This window comes from Kribbella sp. NPDC050281 (genome assembly GCF_040655855.1).
GTDB lineage: Bacteria > Actinomycetota > Actinomycetes > Propionibacteriales > Kribbellaceae > Kribbella.
Map to the genome: position 1 here is coordinate 82,605 of NZ_JBFAKS010000008.1, position 25,099 is coordinate 107,703.

Consider the following 25,099-nt stretch of genomic DNA (forward strand, 5'->3'; position numbering starts at 1 on the left):
GCTTCGCATCCGGCCAGGGGCAGGAGCGTGTGTCGATGACGGCTGAACCGCGTGAGGGCCGGCCCGGCGAGGCAGAGCGCAGCCTGGAGGTGCGCTGGATCTTCCCGGGCCGGCTGGAGACCGCTGTGACCGAATGGTTCGGGCGGTTCCCGATCGAGACAGAGTCACGCGAGGACAGCTACCTATTGGAACCGCAGTTGCCCGGCCTTTCGGTGAAGGTCCGCGGCGGCATGGCACTGGAGGTCAAGAAGTACCACGGGAGCCCGGGAATCCTGGAGGTCGCCGACTGCGCCCGCGGACGCCTGGAGTCCTGGCAGAAGTGGTCCTTTCCGTTCAGCCGGGCCGGCCAGAACAGCGACCGCCAGGCCGGCTGGCGGCCGGTAGGCAAACGGCGACGCATCAGCCGTTTCTCACTGGCCGGAGGACAGATCGTCGCGCGCGCCGCGATGCTCCACCAGGAGCCGCAGTGCGACGTGGAACTCACCGAGGTCCGCACCATCGGCGAGGACTGGTGGACCCTGGGGTTCGAGGCCAGCGGTCCCGCCGATCTGCTCCCAAGCACACTCGAGGCCACCGCCCGGCTCGTGTTCAGCCACCCCCTGCCCGGTGATACGGACCCCGATCTCGACGAATCCAAGTCCTACCAACGCTGGCTCTCCCCGCCCCAATAGTCAGGGTGCGCAGCCTTACTCAGTTGTTCTTGGGCTCACGGCAGCCAAGAGGCATAGAAGATCCCGAGCCCGGTCGCGACGAAGATCCCGGCCACGACCCAGAAGCGGATCACCACGGTGACCTCGTCCCATCCCAGGTGTTCGAAGTGATGGTGAATGGGAGCGATTCGGAAGATGCGACGCCCCGTGCCCGTGAGTCGCTTGGTCAGCTTGAAGGAGATCATCTGCAGCAGCACGGACATGGTCTCGAGCACGAACAGTCCGGCGATGACGGCCATCAGGAGCTCGGTTCGAGACATGATTGCCAGCCCGGCCAAGGCGCCACCGATGGCGAGGGAGCCGACATCGCCCATGATGATCCGTGCGGGCTTGGCGTTCCACCAGAGGAAGCCGACACAAGCTGCAGCGATCGCGGCCGCGAACATCGCGAGGTCGAGAGGGTCACGCACCTGGTAGCACTGTGACTCCACCACAGTGGGCCGCGAGGAGCCGCACAACTGGTTGTTCTGCCAGACATTCACGATGGTGTACGCGCCGAAGATCAACGCCGAGGCGCCGGCGAGCAGCCCGTCGGCGCCATCAGTGAGGTTGGCGCCGTTCGAGGTCGCGGTGACGAGGAACCAGATCAAGAGCAGGACCACGATCAGGGGCAGCTTGATCCCCCAGTCATGAGTGGTGGAGATGTACTGCGACGCCGGCCTGACACCGCGCTCATCGGCGAAGAACTGCGTGGCCAGGACCCCGAAGACGAGCGCGACCAGCGTCTGACCCGCCATCTTGGCCCGACTACTCAGACCCCGGTTGTCCTGGGTAAAGACCTTGATGAAGTCGTCGAGGAACCCCACTACCCCGCAGCCGAGGAACAGCAACATCAGGAGCCAAGCGCTGGCACTCGGCCACCGGCCGGTCAAGATCGTTGCCGCCAAATATGCCGCGGTGGCACTCAGCAGGATCACGAGGCCGCCCATGGTCGGCGTACCCCGCTTGACGTGATGTGTCCTCGGTCCGTCGTGCCTGATCGGCTGGCCGAAGCCGCGACGGGCGAACCATCCGATAGCTATTCGGGTCCCCAGCAGCGAGCAAACCGTCGCCAACGCGCCGCTCAGGAGTATTGCCCGCACAACATCCAGCCCCCCTCGGCCATTCGGGTGGTCGATCCCTTCGAACCAAGAGGGACTCGTCCCGCCGATTCCGCAGTACGAGAACCAGCAAGCCGGTCAAACATAGCGAACAGCCAGGTCCCATCAGTCCCCGACGTACACCGACCCACCCCAGCCACCGCCCCCCGACCAACGAACGCCAACCGGAAGGCCCGCCCTGACTCATCGCCCGCGACCGCGCTGCAGGAAGACCTGGCGTGTCGCAAGCTGGCCGACCTTCTGTGGCGGGACACCACGACACGAACGCCGCAGTAGATGGGTCTCGGGCGACGCACGCTCACATCAGCGCGCGGATCGCGGCAGGTCCGGTCGTTCTGAGACGTCACCTAGCGATGTCTGGAAGAGAGTCGGCTCGGAGCGTGCTGCCGTACTCGTAAACCAGGCGGAGGCAACCGATGGCGTCCGCCGCCTGTGGGAGGACTGGATGCGACCCCACCTTGTCCACCGCCATCGATCGAATGGCGCGATTCAACCGGCCTGAAGCCCGGGTTACCGCCGCCCAATCCCAGTCGTCGGGAATCCCGAGTTCCGGGTACACATCCGCCCACTTCTCTGCCCGCTTCTGGGTGTTGTGGTTCGTGTGGCAGCGGCCAAGCTGGCCATCCCTGACGAGGCCCTCGAGCAGGAGCTGGATCAGGCCCCACCCCCGGCACGAGAATCGGAAGGACGCAGGGGCGCCAAGGTGAGGACGCAGCTCGATTCGATCGATCACCGGTGCCGGACCAGAGTCCTCAGCCAACAGCATGAGATGCGAAGCCGTGCGCTGCCGTGACATCAGGACTTCACCAGGTCCTGCGAACTCCCTCAGCTCCATACATTCGTCGGAGTACGCCTCGAATACTCGGAAGTCGAGCCTGAAGACGGCATCGAGCACCGCTGTGTGGTCCTCGTCGACGGCGTAGAAGTCAAGGTTGGGCACGCGCTAACTATGCCCACCCTGAGGTCGACCAGCCAATGAACTCTCATCGGCATGACCGCGCCCTACTATCTGCGGCATGTTCGAGCGTTTGTCAGCCGTCCCAGGGCAGGCGGTGCATCAGTTCGTCGTGCGTCGGTGTCATCCCTCGGGCTGCCATGACGCGCACCTTCTTGAGGTTCGAAAGTGACAGGAGCGGCGTGTAGTCCAGGTCGTCGACGATCAGGGTGTGGAGTAGAAGACGTTCGAGTTGGGGTATCTGGGCGAGGAAGGCGACCGACTGAAGGCGGACGTTCCGTGGAGTCATCCAGGCTCCACCGAGTTCCAAGTCTTTGACTGCTCGCATTTCCCCGACAGGACTGGCATCGACGAGACCCTGTAGGCCGTCGACCTCAAGGGTTTCCACGCGTTGGAGATCTGCAAGATGAGCTAGGTTTCGGACCTTGGAGGCCCCGGCGAGGCGCAAGGTGTGCTGCTGAGAACGGAAAGGTCGTCGTAGTCGCCCCACTTGACTTGGAGCGAAGTCAACTGGTGCTGATCGGACCAAGGCGTCGAAGGGCCGCTTAGGTGTCCGAGTCGTGAAGCGGAGCGACCGGATTGGAGTAGGCCCCGATCTGAAGAACTCGACCCATTCGTCGACGATCTGGCGCTTGCGCCGCTCTGGGTAGGCAGAACCAAGCTGAGTCGCCGCAATCATGACCGAAACCTGGGCGGAGTACTCGCCGACCTCAACGAGCTGCCGCCCGTCAGTCGCCCGATCCCGTGACATGGCGACTTTCTTGCACCGGGCAACAGGACAGCCGCGCCAAACAGGCATCCCGCACATCGACGTGTGCGTGCGTTGGCCGGCGTCCCAGGTGATCGCCAAGCTTCGGCCTGTCGCGAATCAGTTGGCGGACGAGTGTCGCGGATCTGTTGGCTGATCACAGATGAAGGCGTTCCTGCAGGCTACGTGCGCTGCATCCCTATCGCGCGGGATCGGACACATGGATGCAGTACGACCGGTCCGGGGCCTCTTCAAGAGTGGTGGGCCAAGGATAGCCACCGCGGTCATGTGTGCTCTGACCTTGGGTTGGTAGGCCCCGTGGGACTCGAACCCACAACCCGCGGACTCTGGCATGAATGCGCTCATCGTTTGTCATCAACTGGCAAACCTACCCGTGACCTGCGGATTCACAGCGCCAGGCTTCTCATCGGTGACCGTGCTCAGCCAGCGTCTTCTGTTGATTCTGCTGAGTAAAGGCGGACAACTCAAGATTGTCGGGACTCATTGTCTACGGCGACCGCAGTCAAAGGCACTGAAGTACGCTGCAGTTGGCTGCCTTCTACGACATGCAAGTCTCTTCGGATCAGAAGGTTGGGCGTTGTCCGGCCCTGGACTGGCGGCGTCTCCGGAGCGCTGCGGGCCAGCGAGTACATCGAGGAGTTCGCGGCCGCTGGGTTCCGGCACGCGAGCGTCGACGTGACCCGCCGCGAGGACATTCAGGCGATCGCCGATATGGCCGAGGCGGCCGAACTGCCGGCCGCAGGAACCTGGCGGCACTAGCCGACCCCGAGGTCGTGGCACTCTCCCCGGACGGACGACATATCGCGGTCACGAGTGCGCAGGGCGAGGTACTCGTGCTCGACACCGCGCCCGGCGCAGCGCCAGGACGGCCCGTGAAGGTCAAACGGGGGCGCGAACAGTCTCGCGTTCTCGGCCGACGGTTCCCGCCTGGTGGCGCCTGGTGATGGCACGGTGAAACCTGTACGACGGCTCCACCGGCGCTCCACTTGGCTCCGTCGTTGTCCCGAACCGGACAATCGTCACCGCGGACTTCCGGCCCGACGGCCACACCGTAGTTATCGCGTCCTACGACGACGCGATCTACACCTGGGACACCCGCCTCGAGCACGCCATCGACTACGCCTGCCGAACAGCCGGCCGCGACCTGACCGTCGAAGAATGGCACGAGAACTTCGGCGCCCGGCCCTACCGCAAGACCTGTCCCTGACATACCACACGAGGCATAGCCGCAATGCAGCCGGCCGGCTCTCCAGAGGCCGGGTTCGCGGCGTGGGCCGTGCTCGACTTCAACGGGGGCTCATACCTTCGCATGTAGCCGGGCTTCGTCCCACAGGCTGCGGTAGGCGACCGACGCCGGGGACGTGCGGGCCCAGGCCACGACCGGGGCGCGGCGTACGCCCATCTGCTCGACGATCGAGGCCATCGGGATCGCGGTGCCCGCGATGTCTTGGTGTTCCTTCGGGAGTTGCTCGGACAGGTCGCGGTGCAGCCGGCGACGGCGGTCGACCATGGACAGGAAAGCGAGCAGGTCCGGCGCGGGCCCCTTGGCATCGGCGATGAACGACCGCAGCTGGTCGAGCGTGCGCACCGACAGGGGAGCGGGCACCAGCGGAGCGAGGACCAGGTCCGCGGCGCGCACGATGCCCTCGGACACGAGCGACACGCTTGGCGCACAATCGAGTACGACGACGTCGTACTCGTCGGCCATGCTGTCGAGGAGCCGGCCGAGGCGGCGGGTCGGCTTCTTCTGCGCGTCCAGCAGCAGGTCGAGGTTGCGGTAGGAGAAGTCGGACGGCAACAGGTCGAGGTTGTCGAAGTCACTCGCTTTGACGGCGTCGCGGAGGTCACGCTTGCCGGAGACGAGCGCCTCGCCGCCGCCCTTGACCTTCGGCCGGATCCGGAACAGGTACGTCGCGCCGCCCTGCGGATCCAGGTCCCACAACAGGACCCGGTGTCCGCTCTCGGCGGCCAGCCAGGCCACGTTCGCCGCCGCGGTCGTCTTCCCGACACCGCCCTTGATGCTGTAGGACGCGACGATCCTCATCGGCTGGTCACCATCCTCGCGTAGAGACGCTGGTTGTGTTTCCGGTTGAACCGGTGCCAGCGGTCCGCCACCTCGGCACGAGCGGCGTCCTGCCGAAGCTGCAGGTGGTGTTCGAGGCGACCCATCGCCATCAGCGTCGCCGGGGGCGTGCCGGGCTTGGCGAGTTCGACGGCGTACTGGTGGACGCTGATGCGTTGGGCCTCGGCGTCCTGGAACTCGCCGAGGATGTCCTGCAGGAGCTTGAGCTCACTCACGGCCTCGCTTCGGGCGTCGGCGCCGTACAAGCTGCCGAAGAACTCGAGCAGGTAGCGCAGCTCCTTGCAGCGCTTACGCAGGTCGTGCACGGCTTCTGCCGGTGAGGCGTCGGTGATGGCGTCGCCGCGTTTCGCGACGCGCTTCCAGGCGCGGCTCAGCAGCTCGTCGGCGACCTCGATCACCGGGCGCTCGACCGGCCCGGGGACCGCCAGTTCGTGCTGCCATCCGTCGAGCAGCGCGGCGAATCGTTCGGACCGCAGTGCGCGGTTGAGTACGGCGTGCGCCGTTTTGCGGTGCCGCGTGAGCTGGTCGCGGAACGGCTCGAGCTCGCCGGATGCGTTGACGTGGCTGACCAGGTCTTCGAAGCCGAGCAGGTACACGTCGAGATCACGGCTCAACGAGGTCTGAGCGGCGAGCCACTTGAGCTCGACGGCGTACCTCGCCCGGATGTCCTCGTCAATCGTTCCGTAGGCGAACTTCAGCACGGCTCGGGTACGGCGCACCGTGACACGCAGATCGTGGAGGAACTCGGTGTCCAATTGGCGAAGCGTGCCCTCGACGTTGTCGAGGACGATCTCTCGTAGTTGCGTGAGCGTGCCGGCGAACGCGTGGGTGGCCGGGATCCGCGAGGTGAACTCCAGGTCCGGCTTCGACCTGAAGCTGCGCGGATGGAGACCGGCCGCCCGGAGGACCGACTCAAAGAGCGGCTCCTTGGCCGGTCCGAACCCGGGTATGGCGTCCAGCGTCCGGCACACCTTGGCCGCGTCCTTGTCGTAGCCGCGGAGAGACTCGATCCTGGCCCGCACGCCGACGGGCGTGCCGTCCCGGAGGGTTGTGGGACCTTCGACGACGATCCGGGCGACGGTCTTCTCCTCGGGGTCGAGCACCGAGAGCACCTGAACAGGACCGCTCGCGACTACGCGCGGCAGCAGCGCCCGCACACCGATCTGTTCGAGGACGCGGTCTCGCGTCACACCGGCCGGAAGGGCGTGCGCGGTGACCGCAGTACGGCCGGTCTGCTGTCGGGAGATCCGCTGCCCTTCGAGGTCGCTCAGCACGAGCCACGACTCGCGTTTCTGCACGTGCTGCTCGAGCAGCAGTCCAGCGCGGAACAACCGCCAGTCATGCGTGTCGAACCAGAATCTGCGCTCGGTGTGGTGAACGTCGACGCGCACCGGCAACGCGTCGGTCAGCACTTCGACGCATGACGGCCCGGCCGCCTCGTCGACCACGAACTCAGCCGCCACCCTCGGCTCCCGGAAACGCGACGTGAACGATGAATGAACGCAGGTATGTCTCACTCCAGTGAACTACGGCATGCCCCTGTCGCGATGCGGGCGCGCGGACTACCGGTCTGCCGATTATTGCGGCATCAAGCCCAACTGCGCGAGCAGCGAGACCTGGTCGTAGTAGAGGTCACCACCGATTACCTGGCCGGTCTCGTCGAAGTGCCAGAGCTCGCAGAGCGCCAACACGAACTGTTTGCCGGTAGCGGGGAACGGTCCCAGCGGCCCGTCGTGGGTTCCGGCGACGGTGAACATGCTCACCGCCGCCTGACCGGCGTCGAGGTAGCGAGGATCGGTGATCCGGATGTCGGACGAGGCCCGGACCCAGCCGGGCAGGAAGTCGTCCTTGAATTCCTGCGGGGTCCGGAACGTGCGGCCCTGCGCGTGGTCGGTCCACGCGATGTGGTCGGCGTATTCCTTGGTCATCGCCTCGAAGTCCCGCTCGTTGAAGGCCGCGTGACCAGCGCGATGGATCTGGATGTTTGTCGATGACATGACTTCCCCTTCGATGCTGACGCTCGCTGATCAGGCGATCGTGACAGCCACTGCTTGCCCGAACCTTTCCCCAACCTTTCCGTATGCTGGGCGTTACCGATGGGCACCGGACGATCGACCCCACAGCGCCTCGTCAGCGAATGGACCAGGGCAAGGATCCAGCTGTGCGGTCGCTTCGTCGTCGACATCGACGGCACCCGTATCGAGGACACGCTGCCCGGCGGTCGGGGCCGGTCCCTGTTCGCCTACCTGGTCCTGAATCGTGGCCGGGCGGTGCCACGTGATGAGCTGATCATGGTCGGCTGGGGAGACGACACTTCCCCGGCAGCGGCCAACGCGCTAAGTGTGCTGCTGTCCAAGCTGCGACACAGCCTCGGCGCCACCCAACTCGGGGGGCGGAGCAGCATCGAGCTGCTGTTGCCACAGGCCACCTTCGTCGACGTCGAGGCGGCCATGGAGGGCGCCCACCGCGCGGAGTCCAGCATCGCCGAAGGGCGCTGGGCGCAGGCATGGGGCCCGGCCGGCATCGCCTACCACGTCGGCACCAGGCCATTCCTCGCCGGACTGGAGGCGCCGTGGATCGAGGACTGGCGACGCCGGCTGGCGGAGGTCCGACTTCGTGGACTGGAGTGCTTTGCCGCCGCCGGCCTCGGCCTCGGCGGTCCCGGCCTCGCGCAGGCCGAGGAACGAGCCCGGCTGCTGACCGAACTGGCCCCGTACCGCGAGACCGGACACCGCATCCTCATGGAAGCGCTCGAACGACGCGGCAACCTCGCCGAGGCACTCCGCGTCTACGAGCGGCTCCGAGTCCTGCTCCGAGAGGAACTTGGGATCGCTCCGAGCCCCGACCTCCGGGCCGTCCACCGACGGCTGCTGCTCCACAGCGCCGACCGCTAAAGCACCTCTGCCTGCGCGAGGATGTCCTCGCGGGTGACCTGGTCAACCAACTCGGGATGCAACACGCCCATGTGGTCTTGGGCGTTGTCCCACAGTTCGTCGTCGTCCGCGCCCTGGATGACGTAGCCGCATATGCAGATGATCCTCAGCGCCATCGCCAACCTCCATCCGCCTCGGTCCGATCTTCACGCCCCGTCATGGACGACCTCCTCCGCATCATGACGCACCGCCCACCGATGGCGCACAGGAGAGTCCGCAAGGCATCACTCACACGGCCTCTCAACCGATCGATAGGCCCAACGGCCGGCCCATGATGCTCCGATCGCTGCCGATCTGCGTGGACTCGTCAACTCACTGCCGACCGAGCGTGTGCGCGCGGTGCGTGGCGTGACAACAGAGCTACCTCGCATCGACCAGCCGACACTCGCGGGCACCCGGCCGGGCTGAGCCCCTATGAGGCGGCGCCTGTCAGCCCTCGTTCGGACGCCGCGATGGATACCCTTCGCGAGCACTCGTAATGAGCCGGTCGTCGGTTCGTTCCCGACACGCCCTCCACAACTCCGACTTCCCGGCCTACCGCCGCGAACCGGCTCACCGAGGGAGCAACTCTTGGTAGGCCCCGTGGGACTCGAACCCACAACCCGCGGATTAAAAGTCCGCTGCTCTGCCAGTTGAGCTAGAGGCCCTCTCACGAGGGGTGAGGGGAACAGTGTGTCAGGTTTGTCCAGGTGGTTGCTCGGTGGGGGCTGAGGTGGTTACGGCTGGTGACTGTTCGGGTGAGGGTGGTGGGCGTACTCTCGGCCTAGGGGAAGGGCGTGCGTGGGGGCGTGCGCTGGGGTCAGGGGGACTCGATGGGGGTTGTGGAGCGGGCGGCGATCGCCGGGTTGCATGCGGAAGTGGTGAACGCCTGGAAGGGGATTGTCAGCGAGGCGAGCACGCTCGGGCTGGCGGACCGGATCGTGATCTCGGTGAAGCTGAAGGCACGGGCGGACGCGTTGGCGGCGCACGAAGGGCTGGTCCGGGACGCGGGGGACCTGGCCACTGACGTACGGGCGTTCGCGACGGCCGTGAAGATGCAGAATCCGCTGACCGGGGTGGTCTGGGGGACCGGGCTGGCCTCTGGGGTGTTGGGGTTCTTCGGTTGGTGGTCGTTCGTGGCCTTGCGGACCGCGTGGTCCGACACCGAGGGCGGTATGGCGCAGACGACCGCGGCGGTGATCGGTGTGCTGACCGTGGCGTCCGGAGTCGTGATCGTGGCTGTGGTCCGGGCCGCGGTGATCGCGGCGCAGGCGGCATTGCAGACGCTCGACGACTTCAGCGCCAAGGAGCACCCGTCCGCCGAGCTGCTGCGCGAGGTACGGCCCGCGGAGGAACGGTTGTTCGCCGTGTTCCGGCAGCGGGTGCCGGAGCCGCCGATCACCGCCGGGCCGTTGATCGTGCTGGGAGTCGTCGGGCTGCTCGCCGGCGTCCTGTTCGCGGCGATGACGGGCGTCGGCGCGCCGGTTACCTGAAGGGTGACCCCCGAGCCGGTTACCTGAAGGGTGACCCCCGAGCCGGTTACCTGAAGGGTGACCCCCGGGCCGATTACGCTGTGTATTGCACAGTAGTCAGAGCGGTCGCGCTGGGGGTGTCGACTGGCGTGCTCGCTTCCTCGGGGGAGGAAGACGATGGGTTTCCGGATCCACTTCGGCTGCGCCGACCTGGCGCGTACGACGATCGGCCGCACGCCCGATCCATTGTGGGAAGTGCTGCTCGGCATGCACATGCTGCAGACCGAGGACGAACCGTCGGTCTTCGGGGCGTGGCGGCAGCGGGCCAGGGCGAAGCTCACCGAGCTCGAGCGTGAGCTGCTCGTACTCGCACCACCGATCGGGTATTCGCCGGACTTCCTCACTCCGGCCGCGTCGGTGAACGGTCTCGACGCCGGGCTGGCCGCTGTGGCGGCAACGCCGCAACACCAGTTGGAGCAGGAGGTACGGCGGTTGTCGGGCGAGGTTCGCTTGCCGGGCTGGACGCGACGCCTTGCGGCCGGGGATCCCGGCGTACTCAAGAAGGTGTGCGAAGGCCTGAAGCACTTCCACCGCACCAAGATCGCGCCGCAGTTGCCGTCGATGTCGCCGACGATCGCGCGCGACGTGAAGCTGCACAGCGACACCGTGACGACAGGCGGCTTCGAGAAGCTGGCGAAGACGCTGCATCCCGCGATGCAGTGGGGTCCGCCGGTGCTGCACGTCGACATGCGCCACATCAACCGGGATCTGTACCTGCGCGGCCGCGGCCTGCGACTGGTCCCGTCGTTCTTCTGCTGGCGGCATCCGATCATGCCTGCTGATCCGGACCTGCCGCCGGTCCTCGTCTACCCGGTGACGCACGACCCGGCCTGGTCCGAGCCGACCGGGCAACCCGCCGATCCGGAACGTGCCCTGGCCGACCTCCTCGGTCGTACGCGGGCCGCCGTACTGCGAAGCATCTCGGTAGGCGCATGCTCCACCAGCGAACTGGCCGCACGCGCCGGCATCTCACTGGCATCGGCCAGCGAACACGCACGCGTCCTGCATCGCACGGGCCTCGTCACCACCCGCCGGGCCGGCAACGCGGTCCGCCACACGATCAGCCCGATCGGCACCCACATCCTCACCGGCACCCGGGCCTGAACCCGCTACCGGACGGTCACGTCACAAAACCGAGTCGGTTCGGCCGCTGCCCCTCGCGGCGCGATCCATCGCAGTGGTATGGATCAGTCTTCGCCCGGGAAGTCCGGGCGCTGACAATCCCGCCGCGGGGGGAACCGACGGCGGGTTGGGGGGAATCGTGCATTTGTATCGTGCTGCGCTGGCAGCCGGCAGCGTGCTGGCTATCGGCGTACTCGCCACTGGTTGTGGACCGGCCCCGAGTACGACGGAGGTCGCCCAACCAACTGTGGTCGTGAGCACCGAGGCGACACCAGCACCGGAGACCACGGCCACGCCGACACCAACACCAACAGCGCCGAAGCCGCCGACCACCACGAAGGCACCGACGACGACCAAGAAGACCGTCGTCGAGTTCCGCACCATCCCGTTCAAGAAGAAGACGGTCACGGATTCGTCGATGCCGAAGGGCGAGAAGACTATCCGGACCACGGGTGTGAACGGGACCCGCAAGCTGACCTACCAGCTCACCTACCTGAACGGTGTCCAGACAGACAAGGACCTGCTGCGGGATCAGGTGTCGAAGGAGCCGCGCTCGCAGGTGACCGCGGTCGGTACCAAGGTCGAGCAGCCGGAGTCGTCCGGCTGCGACCCGAACTACAGCGGCTGCGTCCCGATCGCCAGTGACGTCGACTGTTCGGGTGGCAGCGGCAACGGTCCGGAGTACGTCGCCGGCCCGGTCCGCGTGATCGGCAGCGACATCTACGGCCTCGACAGCGACGACGACGGCGTCGGCTGCGAGGACTAGCGAAGACGTCTAGGTCGTCTGGTTGTGATCGCGGCGGGCGCTGAGAATGCTCGCCGCGATCGCGCCCATGATCAGCAGGACTCCGATCAGCTGCAGTCCCGGCGAGTCGTCCGATGCTCCGTAGATGACACCGGCAGCGCCGAGCGCGACCGTCACGACAGCAACGACGTACTTCATCAAGACCTCCCGACACCCGACAGGAACTCATCGAGTATCACCCGAATCCTATCGACTATCAATAGGTTTCCAGGAGAATCGGGGTCCACGCCAGTGCTTGTAGACGAGGGTCCGCTCCGAAGGTGCGTCGCCGGAGAAGCTGAGACCGACTTCGCCGGTGGTGCTGCTGACCACCAGGCTGGCCAGCGAGGGCTCGTCGCGGCGGAGGCAGTCCTCGGAGAGCAGGTCGAGGAGGCGCCCCAGCCCGTTGATGGCGTGCGGGATGCCGAGGTCGGTCTTCATGGAGCCGTAGGTTGCCGTGCCGCCGGTAGTGGCTACCCCGATGAGGTAGGAGCGCATCCGGGGTAGCCACTCGACGTCGGCCGGGGTGACGGTGACGTTCCGGCCCTTGATCGGGAGGGTCTCTCCGCGGTTCAACAGCAGGTCCATGGCCCGATCGTGACACGGCGGGTCCTCCAGCGCAGCAGGTTGGAACCGGTGAGATCAGTGGGGCCAGGAGGGGTTGCGGCCGAGGTGGGCGACGATCTGGTCCAGCGGGTTGTCGCCGTTCCACGGCAGCGCGGGGGAGAAGGGCGTGCCGGGGGCCAGGCGGATTTCGCCGGTGGGTACGACGTTGGCGACGGTCTGCGCGGCCGACAGGACCTCTGGGGTGAAGGTGACGGTGGTGCCGAGGGTTGCGGCGACGTCCCAGGAGTGCACGACGTAGTCGATGAAGTGGAAGCTGATCGCCTGGTGGCCGGGGAAGTCTGCCCCGAACTCGGTCAGCGGGAACGTCCGCTCGGTCACGCCCTCCTCCGCGAACGCGGCCAGCACGTGCTCGGCCGACACGATGTAGGCCTTGGCCGGCTCGTCGCCCAGGTCGCGAAGCTTCCACAGTGCTTCGCCGCTCTCGCCCCGGGAGGCGGCGGCGAAGCCGTAGTGCTGCGTCGCCATGTGGGCGAGCAGGCCGTACAGAGTCCAGGCCCGGCAGGGCGTCGGCTTGGACAGGTCGGCATCGGTGATCCGCGTGGCGAGGTCGATGCTGGCCCGGACCGCCGCGGCGTCAAGGGATACGTAATCAACAGTAGGCATTCGCACATCATATGCGCAAGCATATGATTGCGCCAGTGCTATCTTCGGCAGCGTGACCGCTGCGGACGAGCGCCCCGATCTCGCCGCGATGCTGTATCCGTTGGTGCGGACGCTCATCGCGGAGGAGATGCCGGTGCTCGCCGAGCACGACGTCTCGATGTGGGGCTACTCCGTGCTCGTCGCCCTGGACGAGACCCCGGTGCGCACGCAGTCCGCGCTGGCGGAGGCGATCGGCGCCGACAAGTCCCGCATCATCGGCACTCTCGACGAACTGCAGGATGCCGGCCTGATCGAGCGGACGCCGGACCCCGACGACCGCCGGGTCCGGCTGTTGTCGATCACCGCCAAGGGCCGCCGGGTACGACGCTCTGTCCGCAAGGGCATCCGGGTTCGCGAGGACCGGCTGCTGGCCAAACTCCCGGCCGCCGACCGCCAGGCCTTCCTCCGCGCCCTCCGTGCACTCCACACCTCGGAGTAAGGCATCCCTTACCAAGCGTGAGGCGGAATCGCAACCGATTCGCAGTGTGATCTTCTCGTCACGATCCGTTGAACCGAACGCGGCCGTCGATCGTAGAGAAGAGAGCACCAAACCCCGCCCCAACACCCTCGAGAGTGAGGCCTGATGAAGGTGCTCGAGCGTTATCAGTCAGAAGTGGTAGCCGCCACCCGGTACGCCGCGTTGCTGTGTTCCGGATCGATGGCCTACGCGTACTTCACTGTTCACCAGGTTGATGCTTTGCTGCCTGTGCAGAATGGTGGCGAGAAGGCGGCACTGTTCTGTTTCGCCTTCCTGCTGATCGCATTCCTCGGCAATGGAACGTGGTCGGTGGGGCGACCGACACCTGTACGCGAGAAGCTGGCAGCAGCGGCGGAGTGACCGGAGCAGCCGGATCATGAGCACTCCGCACGACAGAGCAGGAGCGCCGATGGCCGATGACCGCGCGGCGCTGTTGCGTGAGCTGCACGACGTGCATGCTCCCGCGTTGTGGCGGTTCGTGGTCCGACTGACCGGCGACGACCGGCTGGCCGAGGACGTCGTCCAGGAGACTCTGCTGCGGGCGTGGCGCCGGCCGCAGATCCTGACCGAGGACGAAGCGGGGGCCCGGGCCTGGCTGTTCACGGTCGCGCGCAATCTCGTCATCGACGACCGGCGCAGTGCCAGGGTCAGCCGCGAGGTGGCCAGCGACGACCTGCCGGAGAACCCGAGCGCCGACCACGCGAACGCCGTACTGGACGCCTGGTTGGTGGCCGAGTCGCTGGCACAGTTGTCCGAGGAACATCGGCAGGTGATCGTTCGCGCGTACTACGGCCGTCGTACCGTCACCGACATCGCCGCGGAGCTGAACATTCCGTCGGGCACCGTGAAGTCGCGGCTGCACTACGGACTGCGGGCGTTGAAGCTCGCGTTGCAGGAGAGGGGGGTGACGAGCCAGTGAGTGATCCGTACCGCGAATGGGATGCGGCGTACCTGCTGGGATCGTTGTCGGCGAAGGACCGGCGCGAGTACGAGGAACATCTGCGCACCTGTGACGAGTGCTCGGCCGAGGTCGCCTCGCTCGCCGGCGTACCCAGCGCGATGGCCGCGCTTTCGGACGACCGCGCGCTCGCGACCATCACCGAGGCGCCGCCGAATCTCCTGCCCGACCTGGTGCGCACTGTCCAGCGCGATCGCCGCAAGCAGCGCATTCGGCTCGGCGCGGTGGTGACCGGAGTCGCCGTCGTCGCCGCGGTGATCGGCGCGGTGGTCGCGATCCCGCTCACCCACGAGGAGCCGCAGGGGGACTACGTCGTACTCGCGCAGACCGTGGCCAGCAAGCTGTCCGCCGACGCGCGGCTGGTGCCGGAACGCTGGGGTACGACGATCGAGATCAGCTGCCGGTACGACGAATTGGCCACGCCCAGCGAACGGGCGCGGGGCTACGAGTTGTACGTCACCGACTCCTCCGGGAAGGCCCAGCTGATCGCGAGCTGGACCGCGTCTCCGGGGACGACGGTCAAACCGGCCGCGACCACGAAACTGCAGCGCGACGAGATCCAGGCCCTGGACATCCGCAGCTCGGAGACCGGGCGGGTTCTGCTCGCTGTGCACTTCTGATCACTGTCGGCACGAATGAGCCTCCGGTGACGGGGCACCTGAAAGTCACGAGCGACGGTCGCTCGAGAGGCCGCCGAATCGAGACCCCGGTGTTCAGGGACGTGCACCGGGGTCGCGGCGGTTCCGGCGCCGCAGCGCCGGACCGTGAGCTGTCTGGAAGAATTTCGCCGGATTCCTGTAACACTCAGCACGTCACCAGCGATACACCGTGTGTAACGCCACTGAGGATCCCGTCCCAGGTCAACCGCCCGAAGGGCCTGGGGCGGGGTTTTCTTCGCCGCTAGGCGCCCCGGCAGCGTTACGCACGAAGGCCCCCGGTGAACCACCCCGGGGGCCTTCGCGCTGTTATCCCCTCCTCGGAAATTCAGCGCTTCCGCGGACTACGCGGTGCGCTATGACGCTCGTTCGGTTGGGCCGTCCGACTCCGGCAGTGCGATCCGGTCCGCCGGCAGGCGTTCCGTCCGCTCTGTCCCGTCGTCGCCCTTGTACTGCACCAGACCGGTCCATCCCGTCTCCTCGTGCTCACGGCCGATCAACCAGCCGTGCCGCCACTGGTCGTCCGCGTGGACGACCACATGGCTGGGTAGCGGGAGGCGGGACACCAGGTCGGTGTCGGGCTCGAACTCAGTCATGGCCGAAGGCTAAGTGGTTTCGGCGCCAGGCGCCTCCCCCGCCGCGTGTTTCTCACACTGTTCTCAAGGCTGTAGTTCGCGGATCACGCCGACGCCGAGACCGAACTCACGCACCGATCCGGTCACCTTCAGTGCCCGACCGCCGGGGATGTGGGTGACCCAGCCCTCGTGCAGTGCGTGACTGCACAGGGCCGCACCGACCGCGCCGGCGATGTGCGGCCGGCGCTCGGTCACGTCGAGGCACGACCGTACGGCGGGCCGGCCGTGGCGCCCTTCGAGCACGATGCCGAGATCGTCCAGCCAGGCAGAGCCTTCCGGCGTCAGCGTGATCCCGTCCGACCAGTCGAGCAGCCCGCGCTCGGTCATCGCATCCGCGAGCGCGACCCCGAGTTTGCCGGCCAGGTGGTCGTAGCAGGTCCGCGCCCGCGCGAACGCGTCCCGTTTGCTGACCGCGGACAAGCTGTTCGCGACCTCGGTACGACGTGGCGCGAGCGCCGCGAGGCCCTCGATCAACTCGGCCGTATCCGGGCCGGCGAGCTTCACGTACCGGTGCCGGCCCTGCCGGACCTCGCTCAGCAGGCCGCCGTCGACGAGCAGGTTGAGATGTTCACTGATCGTCGGCCGCGAGACCTTCGCGAGCCGGGCCAGCTCGGTTGCCGTCCAGGCACGCCCGTCGAGCAACGCGAGGCAGACCGTCGCCCGGGTGGCGTCGGCCAGCATCCGGGCCCAGGAAGCCAGCTCCTGTCCTTCCGTCTGCGTGCTCATGCCTCCATCATGCCGCTCCGACAGTTCGGTCCCGGCCTAACTGACCGCCGCCTAGCGTCGGACCCATGACGCATCTGACCATCGAACCGTCCATCCTGTACGTCGGTACGCCGGTCGCGCTGCTGAGCACAGTCAACGACGACGAGACCTTCAACCTCGCCCCGATGTCCTCGGCGTGGTCACTCGGGGATGTCGTCGTCCTCGGCGTCGGCGCCTCCGGCCAGACCGCCGGCAACCTGCGGCAGCGGCCAGAACTGGTGATCAACTTCCCGTCGCCGGACCAGTGGCAGGCGGTCGAACGGATCGCCGGTCTGACCGGCCGCAACCCGGTGCCGGAGCACAAGCGTGCCCGGTTCCGCTTCGAGCGCGAGAAGTTCGCCGCGGCCGGCCTGACTCCGGTCGACTCCGAGCTGGTCGGCCCACCCCGCGTCGCCGAATGCCCGTTGCAGTTCGAGGCAACCGCCGCCGACGTACAGTTCGATGCTTACGGCACCTTCCTGATCATCCAGGCCAAGGTGCTCCGGGTGCACGCCGACCACCGGATCGTCGTACCAGGGACGTCGTACGTCGATCCGGGCGCGTGGTCGCCGTTGATCTACAACTTCCGGCACTACTTCGGCCTCGCCGGCGAGCTCGGTGAGTCGTTCCGCACCGAGACCCCTAGACGAGCCGGAGCCGATCGACTTCTTCGTCGCTGAGGATGACGTCCAGGCCGGCCAGCACTTCGGGAAGTTCGTCCGCCGGTACGGCGCGGTGCGTGGTGCGGCCGTCGGCGTACTCCGTTGTGAGGTCGTCACCGACCAGGCGACGGACGATGCCCTCGGCAACGCGCATCACCACCGGCCGTCCGGTGAACGGGGAGTCCGGATGGGTCGAGACGTAGTGGTGGTAGACCCGGTAGTCGATCGGACGCACCGGCTCGTCGTTCGACGCGTGCTGCGGGATCCAGCCGTCCGCGGTCTCCTTCGCCAGCGTCCACACGTCGCCGTCGAGGGTGAGGCGGTGGTCCCAACCGCCCTGGTCGACGACCACGCCGTCCTTCAGTGGAGTCGGATAGAGCTGACCGGCGCCGAACCCGACATCGGCGAGGAATTCCTGCCCGTCCACACCCACCTTGAGGAGTGCGTGGGTTCGCGGTCCGGCCTTGTGCGGTTGTACGCGCGCTACTCGGCGATCCACCGTGAAGCCGAGCCGCTCGAGGGCGGCGCCGAACAGCAGAGCGTGTTCGTAGCAATAGCCGCCGCGTTGCCGGCCGACGAGCTTGGTCTGGATCGCGTCCAGGCCGATGCCGGAGTGCGTGCCGAGGATCACGTCGATGTTCTCGAACGGGATCGCCAGCACATGGGCACGGTGCAGGCTGCGGAGGCTCTCCGCCGACGCCGCCACCTTCGGATGCCCGATCCGGTTGAGGTAGGCGTCCAGGTCAAGTTCTTCGATCTGCCACATGACGCCTACCTCAACACTTCCAGTTCACTTGAGGTCAAGTTCGGTGAACAGGGTCAGCTGCAGTCCGCCCGGCGCCTCCAGCCGGGCGTTCAGCGAGTTCCACGGTGTGCGGGTCGGCTCCGCAATCACCGTGGCGCCCGCTGCGGCCAGCGTCCTGGTGGTCTGCGCCGAATCGTCGACCTCGAAGGCGACCCGGTACTTCCCGGCCACCCGCCGGCCGACCTCGACCCGGTCGATGAAGTCGGCCTGGTTCGGATCCGCGATCTCCAGCGTCGCCCGCTCGACCTCGAGGATCGTCACCCGGCCGTCCTCCGACTCGTACGACTCGCGTTCGGCCAGGCCGAGCACGTCCCGGTAGAACGCCACCGCCTCGTCGTAGTCGTCCGCTGTCACGACCAACCGCAGCTCTTTGACCGTCATGACCTCAGTATCAGCCCTGCTGCACCCACGCCCGGCTGATCTTCGCCTCCGCGAACCGCCAGCCCTCGTCGGTCCGGACGGCCGTGTACTTCAGTCGCAGCCCAGCCTGCTGGTGCGGCGCCTCGCCCTCGCGATAGAGGAAGGTCAACTGGTTGGCCGACACCTCCGCCCGGTCCCCGTCGATGCTGACGAGGATGTCGCTGTGGAAGTGCTGGGCCAGTTCGCCGTCGACCGCCGAACCGCGCAGGAACTCGATCACCGCGTCGATGCCCTGCAGTTCGCCGGCACGCGGAGACCGCACCAGCACGTCCTTCGTGTACACCTGCCCGATGTCCTCCGGCGTCCCTTCGTCCAGGACCCGCGCCAGTCGCGTGAACAGATCCTGGATCTCCCACCGGTCGGTCGTCTCAGTCATCCCGATCCCTCTTTCATTGGTTGCGCCAACGTTGGCCTCACCAACTATAGTCGGGAAACCTGATAGTGGTCGATCAGCCAGGTTTCGCCGGTCCGCCGCAGGACGACGCTCAGGTAGACGGACAGCGCCGGCCGGTCGGTGAACGCGAAGTCCACGGCGGCGTACCCGAGGATCAGGTCCTCGCCCAGTCGCCGGTGCTCGAGGATCCGGTACGACGGCGACAGCCCGAGCGGTTGTGAGTCGTAGTACTCGGCCACGGCGTCCCGGCCCACGCCGTACGGGTGCAGACCCTGGAAGATCGCGTCCTCGGTGAAGTACGACGCGACCCGCTTCGGATCGTGCTCGATGATGGCGTCCTTCCACTGGTCGAGAACGCTGTGCAGGATGTCGAGATCGTTCATCGGAATCAGTGGCCTGCCTGCTGGCCGCCGTCGACGTGGAGGATCTCGCCGGTGACGAAGGCTGCGGTCTCCAGGTACGTGACCGCGTCGACGATCTCGTCGATCTCACCGAGCCGGCCGACCGGATGCAGGGCGGCCAGGAACTCGTGCGTCTCCTCCGGGTGCATCGGCGTACGGATGACGCCCGGCGCGACCGCGTTGACGCGGATGCCGCGAGCGGCGTACTCGGTCGCCAGGGACTTGGTGACCGAGTTGAGTCCGCCCTTGGTCAGCGACGCGAGTGCGGACGGCACAGTGCTGAAGGCGTGGTCGGCGAAGGTGGTGGTGATGGTGACGATGTGCCCGCCGCCCTGCTCGACCATCGCGGCGATCGCTCGCCGGGTCAGATCGAAGAAGCCGCGCAGGTTCACGCCGGCCACGTGGTCGTAGTCGGCGTCGGTGTACTCGGTGAACGGCTTGGCGATGAACACGCCGGCGTTGTTGACGACAGTGTCGATCCGGCCGAACGACTCCAGCCCGGCCTCGACGATCCGGGTCCCGACACCGGCCTCGGCGACGTCGCCCGGCACGGTCAGCACCAGCGGGTCGTCGGCGGGCGTGATCGTGCGGGAGTTGGCGACCACGGCGTAGCCGAGCTTGCGGTACGCCGTGACGAGTGCCGCGCCGATGCCCTGGGACGCACCGGTGACGACGGCGACTTTCTGGGAACTCATGGTTCTCTCTTTCTGGAGGTTGTACTTCGATCGTTGTCGAACGATGTGTCGTTTTCCACGACCGGTTTCCTCCCTGCTGAGAGGCTCGGCCTACTACGATCAGCGGGTGGAGCTGCGGCAGTTGCGGTACTTCGTCGCGGTCGCCGAGGAGCTGAACTTCGGTCGCGCCGCGGCCCGGTTGCACATCGCCGGACCCTCGCTGTCCCAGCAGATCAAGGCGCTGGAGCGTGATCTCGGGGTCCGGTTGTTCGAGCGCGATCGCCGTACCGTCGCGCTGACCGCGTTCGGCGAGACGCTGCTGCCGCAGACGCGGGCCTTGCTCGATCAGGCCGACGACCTTCGCCGCACCGCGGCCGGGTTCGCGACGACCGAACCGGTGCGACTCGGGTACGTCAGCTGGCGGCCGGTCGATCTGGCCGAGCGAGTCTCCGGGGTCGCGCAGTTGCAGGTCGACGCGTGGGTGATGCCTTCGCACACTCAGGCCGGGCGGGTTGCCGACGGCAGCATCGATCTGGCGATCTGCTGGGTGCGCGCGACCGACCTCGCCGAGCAGGAGCTGGACGGGCGGTTGATCGGCGCGGACTGGCTGTTCGCGGTCTCGCCGGGTACTGACGAGACCGCGGTTCGCGCGCGGGACACCGTCGTACTCGTGGATGCCGACACCGCGACGTGGGCGTCGTGGAACCTGTATGCCGTCGAGTTCGCCCGCGCGACCGGGGCGGAGGTGGTGCGCATCGACGACCATGGGATCACCGGGTCGGCGTTCTTCGATCAGGTACGTCGATTGGGCCGGCCGGTGGTCAGTTCGCCGAAGCGGGACGCGACGCCGCTGCCCCGTGGTCTCGTCCGTCGTCCGGTCGTCGAACCGGTGCCGATCTGGACGTGGGCGCTGGTGTGGCGGCGCGGCGAGACCCGGCCGGCCGTCAGGGCGGCGGTCGAGGCGTTGAGCCGCGACGTTGCCGTCGACCTTGGGCCGGAGGGCGCCTGGCTGCCGGCGGATGATCCGTTCAGGCCTGGTGCTGCACCGCTGCCGGAGTGAGGCGATAGCCGAGGTTCTCGGAGAACTCGGCGGACAGGGCAAAGCGGTCGCCGCGGACGAGGGTGTGGCGCCATTCGACCGGACGGCTCTGTGACGTGCCCTGGCGGTTGATGGAGAACGCGGCCGCCTCGGGTGGGCAGCGGAGTACGGCGCGCTCGGCCGGGGTGGGTACGACGGCGCGGATGTCCTCGCGGCCGTGGTCCAGCCGTACGCCGATGCGGGTGGCCAGCTCGTTGTAGAGGCTGGTGTGGGTGAAGTCGGCGTCGAGGAGTGGTTCGGCCAGGGAGGCAGGCAGCCAGACGCGGTCGAGCGCCAGCGGCTCGTCGCCGGCGAAGCGGAGTCGCTCCAGGTAGAGCAGTGGGCTCGACGCCTCCAGGTCGAGGCGGCTCGCGATCACGCCGTCGGCCCGGATGTCGAGGGCGCGGACGATGCTGTGCTGGGTCAGGCCGGACGCCTCGACCGAGGAGAACAGGCTGTACAGCGCACCCATCGGCTGGCGGATCTCCGGCGTGGTCGCGACCCGGGGCTGACGGCCGCGTTCGGCCACGATCAGGCCGTCCGCGCGGAGCTTCCCGAGCGCCTGCCGGACCGTGTGCCGGCTGACCTGGTAGTCCTCGACGAGCGCGAGCTCACCGGGGAACGTGTCGTCGAACTCCCCGGACCGCAGCCGCCGCACGAGGTCCTGCTGCAGCTGCTTCCACAGCGGCTGGCCGCCGGTGCGGTCGAGCCTGCGCTGGATCATCAGGATCCTGCCTCCCGGGAGTGGGCTTGCCAAATGTCCGGTCATCTCCTAGCTTAAATGTGCGTACATTTTCAGCGGGGAGGAACCAGTCCGATGGTGCAGGTCGAGATTAGGCCACCGCACACCCCGGATACCCCCGTCTCACGCCGCGCCCGCCTCACCGCCGCCCTCCACGGCCCGCACTCCCGCCTCACCGCGGCCCTCCACGGCCTGCACCCCCGCTTCAGGGCGGCCCTCCACGGCCCGCACCCCCGCCTCAGCGCGGCCCTCCACGACCCGCACCCCCGCTTCAGGGGGGCCCTCGACGGTCTTCTGCACCCCGTCCGCGGTCGCCTTGGCCCAGTTCCACCTCGCACCCACCGCCGCGTCGGCTCCGCCGTGTCGCGGTTGCCGGGCTTGGTCGTCGTGCTGCTTCTCACCGCCATCGCCGTTCCGCTCGGGCGACTCGTACCAGTGGTCGGCGGACCAGTCTTCGGCATCGTGCTCGGGGTTCTCTCCGGCCTGTTAATTCCCACCTTGCGGGCTGAGCGGTGCCGCCCCGGCTACGACTTCGCAGCGAAGAACCTGCTCCAGGTCTCGATCGTCGTACTCGGCACCGGCCTGTCCCTCCAGCAAGTGGCACGTGTCGGCGCCTCCTCACTCCCCGTCATGCTCGGCACGCTGGCCATCGCGCTTGGCGGCGCGTGGCTCTTCGGCCGCTTGCTCGGCGTACGCGGCGACACCCAGACCCTGATCGGAGTCGGTACGGCGATCTGCGGCGGCTCCGCGATCGCCGCGGCGACCGCCGCCATCGGAGCCAAGCGATCATCAGTCGCCTACGCGCTTGCGACGATCTTCACCTTCAACGTGGTCGCCGTCCTCGCCTTCCCGCCCCTCGGCCACCTCATGGGCCTCAGCCCGGAAGCCTTCGGCCTGTGGGCGGGTACCGCGATCAACGACACCTCATCGGTAGTCGCCGCCGGCTACGCCTACAGCGCCGACGCCGGCGACCAGGCCCTCGTGGTGAAGCTGACCCGCTCGCTGATGCTCGTCCCGATCGTCCTGACCCTGGTCGTGCTCAAGTCCCGCCGTGACGCGCGGACCGCCGATCGCGAGAACCCGGACCGCCCGCGGACACGTCTTCCGTGGCGCCGGCTCGTGCCGATGTTCCTGATCGGCTTCGTCGCCGCGGCGGGCCTGCGTTCGGCCGGGCTCGTGCCGGACGGGTGGCTCCCGACGCTCAGCCTGATCGGCACCTGCCTCATCACCTCGGCCCTGGTTGCGATCGGCCTGTCGCTGCGGCCGCGCGAACTACGCGACGCAGGGCCCCGGCCGCTCCTGCTCGGAGCGATCCTGTGGGCCCTGGTCGCGGTGGGAAGCCTCGGACTTCAGTCCTTCTCGTAAGCCGCCGGGCGGGTCTGCACCGTCTTGATCCGCGGCACGTCCAGCTTGTTGCTGCGGTCGAAGCGGTAGATGCCGTTCTCTTCCTGGAACACGTCGGTCAGCTGCGTGTAGCAGTAGCCGAACATCAGCGCGTCGTCGAGCAGCGCGTCGACCAGACCGGTGAAGCGTGCGTAGAACGCCTCCTCGTCGACGACCCGCTGGCCGTAGCCCCAGGACTCGATGCGGTTGTCACCGGCCGACTTCGCGGCCTCTTCCGGGTTCCACCAGATGCCGCCGAACTCACTGCAGAAGTACGGCTGACCGGCGTACGGCTGGGAGATCGGCCGTTGCTCGTGCCCGCCCGTGTTCCCGTACGGCGCTCCGTCCGCGAGGCCGGCCATTTGCCGGGCGAACTCGGCCGGGTCCTGTTCGTAGTTGTGCGAGTCCCAGACGTCGGTCTCGGGCACGCGGTGCGAGTACCCGGACGCGTCGAGTACCGGCCGGGTCGTGTCGGCCGCCTTCGTGGCCAGGAACATCGCCCGGGTGACGTCGTCCAGCTGGGTGATCCGGTCGTGCAGGAACTGGTGCGTCTCGTTCAGCGGGCACCAGCCGATGATCGACGGGTGGCTGTAGTCGCGCTCGACCGCCTCGAGCCACTGCGCCACGTACGACGCCGTCGGCTGCTGGTTGTCCTCCTGGGTGCCGTCGGCAAGGTTCTCGCCCCAGTCGCCGAACTCGCCCCAGACCAGGTAGCCGAGCCGGTCCGCGTGGTACAGGAACCGCTCCTCGAACACCTTCTGGTGCAGCCGGGCGCCGTTGAACCCGGCCGCCAGGCCGAGCTCGATGTCCGCAACCAGCGCCTCGTCAGAAGGCGCCGTCATCAAGCTCTCGGGCCAGTACCCCTGGTCCAGTACCAGCCGCTGGAACACATGCTTGCCGTTGATCAGGATCGCCTGGCCGTTGATCGACACCGACCGCAGCCCGGCGTAGCTGTCCGCGCCGTCCACAACGTTGCCGTCGGCATCGATCAGCTCGAGGCGGACGTCGTACAGGTGCGGATCGGTGGTGTCCCAGAGGCGGACGCGATCCGCCGGGACCTGCAGCGTCAGCCGCGGCGCGAAGTCGAGATCGGCGCGGACCTCCTGCCTGGTGATCTCGCCGTCGGCGTCCTTCAGGATCGCGCGGACCTTCCAGCCCGGCTTGTTCGCCGACACCGGTACGGCGAGGTGGAAGCTGGAGCCGGCCACGTCGGGGGTGATCCGGGGGCGGCCCAGGTGCACGGTCGGCACTGCCTCGAGCCAGACGGTCTGCCAGATCCCGGTCGTCCGGGTGTAGTGGCAGCCGTGGTTGAAGTACTTCGTCGACTGCTTGCCGCGGGCCTGCGCGCCGTACCGGCTGTCCCGCGCGCGGACGACGATGGTTGCCTCCTCGCCGGGCTTGGCGACCTGGCGGAGGTTGGCGCTGAACGGCGTGAACCCACCGCGGTGCCGGACCACCTCGACGTCGTTCACCCAGACGGTCGCGTCGTGGTCCACCGCCTGGAAGTGCAGTACGGCGTCCTTGCCGGACCAGTCGGCCGGGATCGTGACGGTCGTCCGGTACCAGACGGCCTCCATGAAGTCGACGTCCTCGATCCCGGACAACTTCGTCTCCGGCGCGAACGGCACGGTGATCCGCTGCGCGAGCTCTCGCTCCCGGACCCCGCGCTCGAGACCGGAGTCCGACCGGTCGATCTCGAACTGCCACTCGCCGTTCAGATTCACCCACTCCGGACGAACGAACTGCGGGCGCGGGTACTCCGCACGAGGTTGAGTCATGAGCACTCCCGTGACGTGGTTTCTGAGGGGTCGGCACGACAGTACAACGTTGGAA

The 25,099-nt window shown here is 67.5% G+C and carries 33 protein-coding genes and 1 tRNA gene; 13 read left to right on the forward strand and 21 right to left on the reverse strand.

All coding sequences use genetic code 11. The features are described 5' to 3' along the window. Positions 1-35 precede the first annotated feature (35 nt). Positions 36-671, forward strand: a complete 636-nt coding sequence (locus tag AB0I34_RS11070) for a hypothetical protein (RefSeq protein ID WP_360443057.1) — start codon at positions 36-38, stop codon at positions 669-671. A 35-nt stretch (positions 672-706) separates the two neighbouring features. Here the strand turns inward: AB0I34_RS11070 and mraY are convergent, their stop codons facing one another. From mraY to AB0I34_RS11085, 3 genes are all read right to left on the reverse strand, one after another. Continuing rightward, positions 707-1,792 carry a phospho-N-acetylmuramoyl-pentapeptide-transferase gene (mraY, locus tag AB0I34_RS11075; protein ID WP_360443060.1) on the reverse strand — a complete coding sequence of 362 codons (1,086 nt, stop codon included), beginning with the start codon at positions 1,790-1,792 and terminating at the stop codon, positions 707-709. A gap of 361 nt (positions 1,793-2,153) precedes the next feature. Continuing rightward, on the reverse strand, positions 2,154-2,750 hold the full coding sequence (locus AB0I34_RS11080; RefSeq protein WP_360443063.1) for a hypothetical protein: 597 nt from the start codon (positions 2,748-2,750) through the stop codon (positions 2,154-2,156). A 91-nt stretch (positions 2,751-2,841) separates the two neighbouring features. Further along, the gene (locus tag AB0I34_RS11085; RefSeq protein ID WP_360443066.1) at positions 2,842-3,054 is read right to left on the reverse strand and encodes a hypothetical protein; all 213 of its coding nucleotides are present in this window, start codon (positions 3,052-3,054) and stop codon (positions 2,842-2,844) included. Positions 3,055-4,104: 1,050 nt separating this feature from the next. On the opposite strand from AB0I34_RS11085, the gene AB0I34_RS11090 reads away from it, so the two are divergent. Further along, positions 4,105-4,293 (forward strand): hypothetical protein, encoded by a 189-nt coding sequence (locus AB0I34_RS11090; RefSeq protein ID WP_360443069.1) that lies wholly within the window; start codon positions 4,105-4,107, stop codon positions 4,291-4,293. A gap of 538 nt (positions 4,294-4,831) precedes the next feature. On the opposite strand, the gene AB0I34_RS11095 is transcribed toward AB0I34_RS11090, so the two are convergent. From AB0I34_RS11095 to AB0I34_RS11105, 3 genes are all read right to left on the reverse strand, one after another. Beyond that, complete coding sequence (locus AB0I34_RS11095; RefSeq protein ID WP_360443072.1) at positions 4,832-5,578, reverse strand: AAA family ATPase; 747 nt, start codon at positions 5,576-5,578, stop codon at positions 4,832-4,834. Then, the gene (locus AB0I34_RS11100) at positions 5,575-7,080 is read right to left on the reverse strand and encodes a CHAD domain-containing protein (RefSeq protein ID WP_360443075.1); all 1,506 of its coding nucleotides are present in this window, start codon (positions 7,078-7,080) and stop codon (positions 5,575-5,577) included. Before AB0I34_RS11100 ends, AB0I34_RS11095 begins: the two co-directional genes overlap by 4 nt. Positions 7,081-7,194: 114 nt before the next feature. Then, a complete protein-coding gene (locus tag AB0I34_RS11105; protein WP_360443078.1) occupies positions 7,195-7,614 on the reverse strand; it encodes an ester cyclase in 420 nt (139 codons plus the stop codon). Positions 7,615-7,713: 99 nt separating this feature from the next. Between AB0I34_RS11105 and AB0I34_RS11110 the strand changes: the two genes are divergently transcribed. Next, positions 7,714-8,511, forward strand: a complete 798-nt coding sequence (locus AB0I34_RS11110) for a BTAD domain-containing putative transcriptional regulator (protein WP_360443081.1) — start codon at positions 7,714-7,716, stop codon at positions 8,509-8,511. On the opposite strand, the gene AB0I34_RS11115 is transcribed toward AB0I34_RS11110, so the two are convergent. Both AB0I34_RS11115 and AB0I34_RS11120 read right to left on the reverse strand, forming a co-directional pair. Further along, positions 8,508-8,666 carry a hypothetical protein gene (locus AB0I34_RS11115; protein ID WP_360443084.1) on the reverse strand — a complete coding sequence of 53 codons (159 nt, stop codon included), beginning with the start codon at positions 8,664-8,666 and terminating at the stop codon, positions 8,508-8,510. The genes AB0I34_RS11110 and AB0I34_RS11115 overlap by 4 nt on opposite strands. Before the next feature lie 455 nt (positions 8,667-9,121). After that, positions 9,122-9,197 (reverse strand) — tRNA-Lys (locus AB0I34_RS11120). A gap of 165 nt (positions 9,198-9,362) precedes the next feature. On the opposite strand from AB0I34_RS11120, the gene AB0I34_RS11125 reads away from it, so the two are divergent. The 3 genes from AB0I34_RS11125 to AB0I34_RS11135 all read left to right on the forward strand — a co-directional run bounded on the left by AB0I34_RS11125 (position 9,363) and on the right by AB0I34_RS11135 (position 11,949). Then, the gene (locus AB0I34_RS11125) at positions 9,363-10,022 is read left to right on the forward strand and encodes a hypothetical protein (RefSeq protein WP_360443087.1); all 660 of its coding nucleotides are present in this window, start codon (positions 9,363-9,365) and stop codon (positions 10,020-10,022) included. Between the two features lie 156 nt (positions 10,023-10,178). Then, positions 10,179-11,165 (forward strand): winged helix-turn-helix domain-containing protein, encoded by a 987-nt coding sequence (locus AB0I34_RS11130; protein ID WP_360443090.1) that lies wholly within the window; start codon positions 10,179-10,181, stop codon positions 11,163-11,165. A 157-nt stretch (positions 11,166-11,322) separates the two neighbouring features. Continuing rightward, the gene (locus tag AB0I34_RS11135) at positions 11,323-11,949 is read left to right on the forward strand and encodes a G5 domain-containing protein (protein ID WP_360443093.1); all 627 of its coding nucleotides are present in this window, start codon (positions 11,323-11,325) and stop codon (positions 11,947-11,949) included. A 9-nt stretch (positions 11,950-11,958) separates the two neighbouring features. Here the strand turns inward: AB0I34_RS11135 and AB0I34_RS11140 are convergent, their stop codons facing one another. The 3 genes from AB0I34_RS11140 to AB0I34_RS11150 are packed head-to-tail and all read right to left on the reverse strand — an operon-like array spanning position 11,959 to position 13,197. Beyond that, positions 11,959-12,126 carry a hypothetical protein gene (locus AB0I34_RS11140; protein WP_360443096.1) on the reverse strand — a complete coding sequence of 56 codons (168 nt, stop codon included), beginning with the start codon at positions 12,124-12,126 and terminating at the stop codon, positions 11,959-11,961. Between the two features lie 48 nt (positions 12,127-12,174). Further along, entirely contained in the window at positions 12,175-12,555 is a 381-nt protein-coding gene (locus AB0I34_RS11145; RefSeq protein WP_360443099.1) for a hypothetical protein, read from the reverse strand. A 54-nt stretch (positions 12,556-12,609) separates the two neighbouring features. After that, positions 12,610-13,197: a TIGR03086 family metal-binding protein gene (locus tag AB0I34_RS11150; protein WP_360443102.1), complete on the reverse strand. Its 588-nt coding sequence runs from the start codon at positions 13,195-13,197 to the stop codon at positions 12,610-12,612. Positions 13,198-13,249: 52 nt separating this feature from the next. Between AB0I34_RS11150 and AB0I34_RS11155 the strand changes: the two genes are divergently transcribed. The 4 genes from AB0I34_RS11155 to AB0I34_RS11170 all read left to right on the forward strand — a co-directional run bounded on the left by AB0I34_RS11155 (position 13,250) and on the right by AB0I34_RS11170 (position 15,292). Continuing rightward, positions 13,250-13,675 carry a MarR family transcriptional regulator gene (locus AB0I34_RS11155; RefSeq protein ID WP_360443105.1) on the forward strand — a complete coding sequence of 142 codons (426 nt, stop codon included), beginning with the start codon at positions 13,250-13,252 and terminating at the stop codon, positions 13,673-13,675. Positions 13,676-13,819: 144 nt separating this feature from the next. Next, on the forward strand, positions 13,820-14,074 hold the full coding sequence (locus AB0I34_RS11160; protein ID WP_360443108.1) for a DoxX family protein: 255 nt from the start codon (positions 13,820-13,822) through the stop codon (positions 14,072-14,074). A 49-nt stretch (positions 14,075-14,123) separates the two neighbouring features. After that, on the forward strand, positions 14,124-14,633 hold the full coding sequence (locus AB0I34_RS11165) for a sigma-70 family RNA polymerase sigma factor (RefSeq protein ID WP_131353244.1): 510 nt from the start codon (positions 14,124-14,126) through the stop codon (positions 14,631-14,633). Next, complete coding sequence (locus tag AB0I34_RS11170) at positions 14,630-15,292, forward strand: zf-HC2 domain-containing protein (RefSeq protein ID WP_360443111.1); 663 nt, start codon at positions 14,630-14,632, stop codon at positions 15,290-15,292. The genes AB0I34_RS11165 and AB0I34_RS11170 overlap by 4 nt, the downstream gene beginning before the upstream one ends. Positions 15,293-15,684: 392 nt before the next feature. Here AB0I34_RS11170 and AB0I34_RS11175 read toward each other — a convergent pair whose 3' ends face one another. Together AB0I34_RS11175 and AB0I34_RS11180 are read right to left on the reverse strand one after the other, a co-directional pair. Continuing rightward, positions 15,685-15,924 carry a hypothetical protein gene (locus AB0I34_RS11175; RefSeq protein WP_131518293.1) on the reverse strand — a complete coding sequence of 80 codons (240 nt, stop codon included), beginning with the start codon at positions 15,922-15,924 and terminating at the stop codon, positions 15,685-15,687. A 63-nt stretch (positions 15,925-15,987) separates the two neighbouring features. Next, positions 15,988-16,689, reverse strand: coding sequence for a helix-turn-helix domain-containing protein (locus tag AB0I34_RS11180; RefSeq protein ID WP_360443114.1), 702 nt, complete (start codon positions 16,687-16,689; stop codon positions 15,988-15,990). 65 nt (positions 16,690-16,754) lie between these two features. Here AB0I34_RS11180 and AB0I34_RS11185 point away from each other — a divergent pair, with 65 nt between their 5' ends. Beyond that, on the forward strand, positions 16,755-17,387 hold the full coding sequence (locus tag AB0I34_RS11185; RefSeq protein ID WP_360443117.1) for a flavin reductase family protein: 633 nt from the start codon (positions 16,755-16,757) through the stop codon (positions 17,385-17,387). Here AB0I34_RS11185 and AB0I34_RS11190 read toward each other — a convergent pair. From AB0I34_RS11190 to AB0I34_RS11210, 5 genes are read right to left on the reverse strand one after another with little or no spacing between them, the layout of a single operon-like run. Beyond that, positions 17,350-18,135 (reverse strand): arylamine N-acetyltransferase, encoded by a 786-nt coding sequence (locus tag AB0I34_RS11190; protein WP_360443120.1) that lies wholly within the window; start codon positions 18,133-18,135, stop codon positions 17,350-17,352. The two genes, AB0I34_RS11185 and AB0I34_RS11190, sit on opposite strands and share 38 nt — an antisense overlap. A gap of 24 nt (positions 18,136-18,159) precedes the next feature. Next, positions 18,160-18,555: a VOC family protein gene (locus AB0I34_RS11195; RefSeq protein ID WP_360443123.1), complete on the reverse strand. Its 396-nt coding sequence runs from the start codon at positions 18,553-18,555 to the stop codon at positions 18,160-18,162. A 10-nt stretch (positions 18,556-18,565) separates the two neighbouring features. Continuing rightward, positions 18,566-18,970 carry a nuclear transport factor 2 family protein gene (locus tag AB0I34_RS11200; RefSeq protein WP_360443126.1) on the reverse strand — a complete coding sequence of 135 codons (405 nt, stop codon included), beginning with the start codon at positions 18,968-18,970 and terminating at the stop codon, positions 18,566-18,568. A 44-nt stretch (positions 18,971-19,014) separates the two neighbouring features. After that, positions 19,015-19,371, reverse strand: a complete 357-nt coding sequence (locus AB0I34_RS11205; RefSeq protein ID WP_360443129.1) for a nuclear transport factor 2 family protein — start codon at positions 19,369-19,371, stop codon at positions 19,015-19,017. Between the two features lie 5 nt (positions 19,372-19,376). After that, on the reverse strand, positions 19,377-20,084 hold the full coding sequence (locus AB0I34_RS11210; RefSeq protein ID WP_360443132.1) for an SDR family oxidoreductase: 708 nt from the start codon (positions 20,082-20,084) through the stop codon (positions 19,377-19,379). A 106-nt stretch (positions 20,085-20,190) separates the two neighbouring features. On the opposite strand from AB0I34_RS11210, the gene AB0I34_RS11215 reads away from it, so the two are divergent. Then, on the forward strand, positions 20,191-21,123 hold the full coding sequence (locus AB0I34_RS11215) for a LysR family transcriptional regulator (protein ID WP_360443135.1): 933 nt from the start codon (positions 20,191-20,193) through the stop codon (positions 21,121-21,123). Here the strand turns inward: AB0I34_RS11215 and AB0I34_RS11220 are convergent. Further along, positions 21,092-21,865 carry a GntR family transcriptional regulator gene (locus AB0I34_RS11220; protein ID WP_360443138.1) on the reverse strand — a complete coding sequence of 258 codons (774 nt, stop codon included), beginning with the start codon at positions 21,863-21,865 and terminating at the stop codon, positions 21,092-21,094. The two genes, AB0I34_RS11215 and AB0I34_RS11220, sit on opposite strands and share 32 nt — an antisense overlap. Positions 21,866-22,006: 141 nt before the next feature. Next, positions 22,007-22,225 carry a hypothetical protein gene (locus AB0I34_RS11225; protein ID WP_360443141.1) on the reverse strand — a complete coding sequence of 73 codons (219 nt, stop codon included), beginning with the start codon at positions 22,223-22,225 and terminating at the stop codon, positions 22,007-22,009. A gap of 18 nt (positions 22,226-22,243) precedes the next feature. On the opposite strand from AB0I34_RS11225, the gene AB0I34_RS11230 reads away from it, so the two are divergent. Next, on the forward strand, positions 22,244-23,248 hold the full coding sequence (locus tag AB0I34_RS11230; RefSeq protein ID WP_360443144.1) for a putative sulfate exporter family transporter: 1,005 nt from the start codon (positions 22,244-22,246) through the stop codon (positions 23,246-23,248). Here AB0I34_RS11230 and AB0I34_RS11235 read toward each other — a convergent pair. After that, on the reverse strand, positions 23,233-25,044 hold the full coding sequence (locus AB0I34_RS11235; RefSeq protein WP_360443147.1) for a sugar-binding domain-containing protein: 1,812 nt from the start codon (positions 25,042-25,044) through the stop codon (positions 23,233-23,235). The genes AB0I34_RS11230 and AB0I34_RS11235 overlap by 16 nt on opposite strands. Positions 25,045-25,099: the final 55 nt, after the last annotated feature.

Coding starts and splice junctions, on each gene's coding strand:
- AB0I34_RS11190 (WP_360443120.1), bottom strand. CDS start 18,135: ATGTGGCAGATCGAAGAACTTGACCTGGACGCCTACCTCAACCGGATC.
- AB0I34_RS11110 (WP_360443081.1), top strand. CDS start 7,714: ATGGGCACCGGACGATCGACCCCACAGCGCCTCGTCAGCGAATGGACC.
- AB0I34_RS11220 (WP_360443138.1), bottom strand. CDS start 21,865: ATGATCCAGCGCAGGCTCGACCGCACCGGCGGCCAGCCGCTGTGGAAG.
- AB0I34_RS11180 (WP_360443114.1), bottom strand. CDS start 16,689: ATGAGCACGCAGACGGAAGGACAGGAGCTGGCTTCCTGGGCCCGGATG.
- AB0I34_RS11095 (WP_360443072.1), bottom strand. CDS start 5,578: ATGAGGATCGTCGCGTCCTACAGCATCAAGGGCGGTGTCGGGAAGACG.
- AB0I34_RS11085 (WP_360443066.1), bottom strand. CDS start 3,054: ATGACTCCACGGAACGTCCGCCTTCAGTCGGTCGCCTTCCTCGCCCAG.
- AB0I34_RS11175 (WP_131518293.1), bottom strand. CDS start 15,924: ATGACTGAGTTCGAGCCCGACACCGACCTGGTGTCCCGCCTCCCGCTA.
- AB0I34_RS11070 (WP_360443057.1), top strand. CDS start 36: ATGACGGCTGAACCGCGTGAGGGCCGGCCCGGCGAGGCAGAGCGCAGC.
- AB0I34_RS11105 (WP_360443078.1), bottom strand. CDS start 7,614: ATGTCATCGACAAACATCCAGATCCATCGCGCTGGTCACGCGGCCTTC.
- AB0I34_RS11130 (WP_360443090.1), top strand. CDS start 10,179: ATGGGTTTCCGGATCCACTTCGGCTGCGCCGACCTGGCGCGTACGACG.
- AB0I34_RS11165 (WP_131353244.1), top strand. CDS start 14,124: ATGGCCGATGACCGCGCGGCGCTGTTGCGTGAGCTGCACGACGTGCAT.
- AB0I34_RS11125 (WP_360443087.1), top strand. CDS start 9,363: ATGGGGGTTGTGGAGCGGGCGGCGATCGCCGGGTTGCATGCGGAAGTG.
- AB0I34_RS11140 (WP_360443096.1), bottom strand. CDS start 12,126: ATGAAGTACGTCGTTGCTGTCGTGACGGTCGCGCTCGGCGCTGCCGGT.
- AB0I34_RS11195 (WP_360443123.1), bottom strand. CDS start 18,555: ATGACGGTCAAAGAGCTGCGGTTGGTCGTGACAGCGGACGACTACGAC.
- AB0I34_RS11235 (WP_360443147.1), bottom strand. CDS start 25,044: ATGACTCAACCTCGTGCGGAGTACCCGCGCCCGCAGTTCGTTCGTCCG.
- AB0I34_RS11200 (WP_360443126.1), bottom strand. CDS start 18,970: ATGACTGAGACGACCGACCGGTGGGAGATCCAGGATCTGTTCACGCGA.
- AB0I34_RS11185 (WP_360443117.1), top strand. CDS start 16,755: ATGACGCATCTGACCATCGAACCGTCCATCCTGTACGTCGGTACGCCG.
- AB0I34_RS11210 (WP_360443132.1), bottom strand. CDS start 20,084: ATGAGTTCCCAGAAAGTCGCCGTCGTCACCGGTGCGTCCCAGGGCATC.
- AB0I34_RS11150 (WP_360443102.1), bottom strand. CDS start 13,197: ATGCCTACTGTTGATTACGTATCCCTTGACGCCGCGGCGGTCCGGGCC.
- AB0I34_RS11205 (WP_360443129.1), bottom strand. CDS start 19,371: ATGAACGATCTCGACATCCTGCACAGCGTTCTCGACCAGTGGAAGGAC.
- AB0I34_RS11145 (WP_360443099.1), bottom strand. CDS start 12,555: ATGGACCTGCTGTTGAACCGCGGAGAGACCCTCCCGATCAAGGGCCGG.
- AB0I34_RS11160 (WP_360443108.1), top strand. CDS start 13,820: ATGAAGGTGCTCGAGCGTTATCAGTCAGAAGTGGTAGCCGCCACCCGG.
- AB0I34_RS11115 (WP_360443084.1), bottom strand. CDS start 8,666: ATGGCGCTGAGGATCATCTGCATATGCGGCTACGTCATCCAGGGCGCG.